The sequence below is a fragment of the Enterococcus italicus DSM 15952 genome, from assembly GCF_000185365.1.
Lineage (GTDB): Bacteria > Bacillota > Bacilli > Lactobacillales > Enterococcaceae > Enterococcus_G > Enterococcus_G italicus.
Genome location: NZ_GL622241.1, coordinates 1,329,497 through 1,333,787, shown reverse-complemented (window position 1 = coordinate 1,333,787; position 4,291 = coordinate 1,329,497). Strand labels below are relative to the sequence as shown.

Below are 4,291 nucleotides of genomic sequence, written 5' to 3'. Positions count from 1 at the left end.
TTATAAAAAAATATTTGATGTCACTACTCTATTTGAGTAACAACACCAAATATTATAGAGCCCTTTTTTCATCGTAGAGAGTTTAGATTCTCTGGGTTAATTTGTTTAAGTATTGGGGATTTTTTCTATAACACGCCTTTTTTTAGTTTTTTAAAAGACTTTTATAAATTAACGATTTTTATGAGTTTTTAAGAAAACTTTTAAAGAATTTTTTAATCGGTTTGTTTGTTTTATCAGCTTATTACTTTTATACTATCTTTATGAAATCTTTAGAACTTTTTGTAGGGTTAGCTTAGGAGGAAAAGATGGTAGTAAAAACGAGAAGCGAACGACATATAAAAAATATAGATCCACGTAAATCGCCACTAAAAAACATGGTTCCATTAGTGGGTATTGCAATGGTAGGCGCGCCAACAGTGATATCGCTAGCACCAAGTACTGTCTATGCTAATGAGGATGGCGTCGCAAACGCCCAAAGTTTAATCAACCAAATTGGAACAGCTGCATCTGAAATTGCGAATCAAAATGACTTATATGCTTCTGTCATGATTGCTCAGGCATTACTTGAAAGTGGGAATGGCAGTTCTGTACTTTCTAGCGCTCCTTATTATAATTTATTTGGAGTCAAAGCATACAATGGTGGAGCAACTGTTTGGTTGCCAACACAAGAGTATTTAAATGGTCAATGGGTTACGATGACGGAACCTTTCCGCCAATATAATTCGTACTATGAATCCTTGGTGGATCACGCAAATGTCTTGTTGGCATCTAGCAGTGTTACCGGACAAGCACGATATGCAGGTGCATGGAAAAGTCAGACCACTAGTTATTATGATGCGACTGCATACTTGACTGGGCGGTATGCTACTGATCCTAATTACAATCAAAAGTTAAACAGTCTGATTCAAAGATATAATTTAACGCAATATGATACGCCATCGTATTACACTCAAACAACGACGACAACGACAACTACTACAACCACTACAACCACTACGTATCAAGCGACTGCTACTTATACAGTTGCACAAGGTGATACTTTATGGGGAATTGCCCAAAAGTTTGGTGTCTCAGTTGATCAACTCGTGGCACAAAATAATATCTCAGGTGAATTAATTGTCGTAGGTCAACAGTTATCTATTTAAAAAGAATTGGTGATTCATTTTTTGAATCACCAATTCTTTTTGTTCGATTGCTTTATAAAAACGTTTGCTATAAAATCAAAGAAAACTAGGAGGCGATAGTATGAGTAAAATTTATGAATCAATTACCGAATTAGTCGGCCAAACGCCAATTGTAAAATTATCGAAACTTGTTCCTGAAGATGCAGCGGATGTATATGTGAAATTAGAGTCTTTCAATCCTGGAAGTAGCGTGAAAGATCGGATTGCCTTGGCAATGATTGAAAAAGCTGAACAAACAGGAGAGTTGCAACCTGGCTCAACTATTATTGAACCAACATCAGGGAATACTGGTATTGGCTTAGCTATGATTGGATCTGCGAAAGGTTACAAAGTGATTATTGTTATGCCAGAGACAATGAGTATCGAGCGTCGGAAATTAATGCAAGCTTATGGTGCTGAATTGATATTGACTCCAGGAAGCGAAGGAATCAAAGGTTCAATCGCTAAGGCGACAGAACTTGCAGAAAAAGAAGGGTATTTTTTACCATTGCAATTTGAAAATCCTGAAAATCCACATATTCATGAAGTGACGACGGGTGTAGAAATTGCTGATGCGTTTGCAGATGGTTTAGATGCTTTTGTTTCAGGTATTGGTACAGGTGGAACGATTACAGGAGCGGGTAAAGTTTTAGCAGAAAAATTCCCAGGTATCGATATTGTGGGTGTAGAGCCGGCTGAATCTGCTGTACTTTCAGGAGGACAACCAGGACCGCATAAAATTCAAGGAATCGGAACTGGATTTGTGCCAAAAGTTTTAGATAGAGATGTCATTACTGAAGTGATTGCAGTGGCGGGTGATGATGCTATTAAAACAGCAAGAGAAGTAGCTCATCAAGAAGGGTTCTTGGTTGGAATTTCTTCAGGTGCCGCAGTTAATGCTGCGTTGCAAGTGGCGAAAAAATTGGGTAAAGGGAAGAAAGTCCTAGCAATTTTACCAGATAATGGTGAAAGATATTTATCAACTGCTCTTTACGATTTTGAAGATTAATAGGATTTAAAAACAATGAACGAACAGCTTACGTCGATCTATCTGGTAATCGACAGTGGTGTTCGTTCATTTTTTACTAGAAACTTTCAAGTAAAAGTGGTAGAAAAAAAGACTTAAAAATAGTATGATAAGGGAGATAGAAAGGGAGGATTGCCTTGACTGCCACCTTAAATTCAATAATCGATTCATTAAAGCAAAAAAATATACGAATCACACCTCAAAGAATAGCGATTTTAGAAGTCTTAATCCAGTCTAAGAATCATCCAACTGCCGAAGAAGTGTACAAGCAGATTGAGGTAGACTTTCCAGGTATGAGTGTTGCGACTGTCTACAATAATTTACGTTTGTTCACTGACTTGGGTTTTGTCACTGAAATGAGCTATGGCGATAGTGCAAGTCGTTTTGATTTTACTACTGAGTTGCATTACCATGCGATTTGTTCAAAATGTGGGAAGATAACTGATTTTCATTATCCTAATTTAGATGATATTGAAATTGCAGCGAGTAGATTGACCGGCTATAAGATTGATAGCCATCGCTTAGAAGTATATGGCTTATGTCCCGCTTGTCAAAAAGAAGTAGTTGAGTAAGAAATAGCACGGACTATCAAAAGGAAAACGATACTTTGTTTTCCTTTTTTCATTGGATCAATGAATAGAAAGCAGGAAATTGTATGAGTAATTTAATGATGAATTATCTATCCGCTGGTCAAACAACGATGTCAAATATTTTTTTGACACGTTATCGTCAGTTAGGGTTGGATGACCAAGAATTTGCGATGTGGATACAGATTTATGTTCAGGATCAAAATGGTTATGTGATGATTGATTTTCGCAAGATTGCGGACGATTTGCAAATGGATATAAAAAATGTCTATCAAATCGTTAACCAGTTGGTCCAAAAAAATATGGTGACGATTTATTCAGACAAAGGGGAGAATGGCCAATTAACTGATCGTTTTTCTTTGAATCCTGCATACGAAAAATTGCAACAATGGATGGAACAAGTGGAAGAAAATCAGGAAAACTCAAAAATCGAAGGCCAAATAAAACGATTATTTGGTTTGTTGGAGCAAGAATTTGGTCGACCGTTGTCTGGTATTGAGTTTCAACGTGTGCATCAATGGTTAGATGAAGATCATTATTCACCAGCATTAATAGAACTGGCTTTGAAAGAAGCTGTTTTGAATCAAGTATACAATTTTAATTATATCGATCGAATTCTGTTAGCTTGGGAGCGGAAGAACATTCGCACAAAAGAACAAGTGGCGAATGAACAAAAAAATAGACAAAGAAAAAAATTACAATCCCAAGTGGACCAAACAATGAATACAACTGCGCCATTACCAAAAGTGACCTTGCATAATTGGCTAGATGAGGAAGACAATGATAAGTAAACAAAAAACGCTAATCGCACTTCAAAAAATGATGGACATGTATCCCGAGGCGCACGGCGAATTAGTCCATAAAAATGCGTTTGAGCTTTTAATTGCTGTGATTTTAAGTGCGCAAGCGACAGATATCTCGGTGAACAAAGTCACGCCGGATTTATTTGCAAAGTTTCCAGACCCGGCTGCTTTTGCGAATGCGAGCGTTAATGAAATCATACCTTACATCAAATCAATCGGACTTTTTCGAAATAAGGCTAAAAATATTCAACTCTGTTCACAACAGCTCATTGCTACTTACGATGGTCAAGTGCCGGCATCTCGCGAAGAATTAATGTCTTTAGCCGGAGTTGGAAGAAAGACTGCCAATGTCGTATTAGGAGACGCGTTTGGTGTACCGGCAATCGCTGTTGATACGCATGTTGAAAGAATCAGTAAACGTCTGAGAATTTGTAAACTAACAGCTAATGTTATTGAAGTAGAAGAGACTTTAATGAAAAAAATTCCCGAAAATTTATGGATTCGGGCACACCATACGATGATTTTTTTCGGAAGGTATCATTGTACAGCGCGTAAACCAAATTGTGCGCAATGCCCATTGCTTGACATGTGCCAAGAAGGAAAAACTATTATGAAGAATTTATAACAGAGGACTTTGGCTAGATTGCAATAAACAAAGACCAGAAAATCTAGAAGTTTGAGAAATAACTTCTAGATTTTCGGCTCTTTGTC

Annotated in this window: 5 protein-coding genes; all 5 read left to right on the top strand. The window is 37.2% G+C overall.

Annotated features, from left to right (window positions below):
- Positions 1-305: 305 nt before the first annotated feature.
- Positions 306-1,145: a glucosaminidase domain-containing protein gene (locus HMPREF9088_RS06255; protein WP_007208324.1), complete on the top strand. Its 840-nt coding sequence runs from the start codon at positions 306-308 to the stop codon at positions 1,143-1,145.
- Positions 1,146-1,245: 100 nt separating this feature from the next.
- Positions 1,246-2,172 carry a cysteine synthase A gene (gene cysK, locus HMPREF9088_RS06250; protein ID WP_007208323.1) on the top strand — a complete coding sequence of 309 codons (927 nt, stop codon included), beginning with the start codon at positions 1,246-1,248 and terminating at the stop codon, positions 2,170-2,172.
- Between the two features lie 155 nt (positions 2,173-2,327).
- Positions 2,328-2,762 carry a Fur family transcriptional regulator gene (locus HMPREF9088_RS06245; RefSeq protein WP_007208322.1) on the top strand — a complete coding sequence of 145 codons (435 nt, stop codon included), beginning with the start codon at positions 2,328-2,330 and terminating at the stop codon, positions 2,760-2,762.
- Positions 2,763-2,845: 83 nt separating this feature from the next.
- Positions 2,846-3,568 carry a DnaD domain-containing protein gene (locus tag HMPREF9088_RS06240; RefSeq protein ID WP_007208321.1) on the top strand — a complete coding sequence of 241 codons (723 nt, stop codon included), beginning with the start codon at positions 2,846-2,848 and terminating at the stop codon, positions 3,566-3,568.
- A complete protein-coding gene (gene nth / locus HMPREF9088_RS06235) occupies positions 3,558-4,205 on the top strand; it encodes an endonuclease III (RefSeq protein WP_007208320.1) in 648 nt (215 codons plus the stop codon). The genes HMPREF9088_RS06240 and nth overlap by 11 nt, the downstream gene beginning before the upstream one ends.
- Positions 4,206-4,291 lie beyond the last annotated feature (86 nt).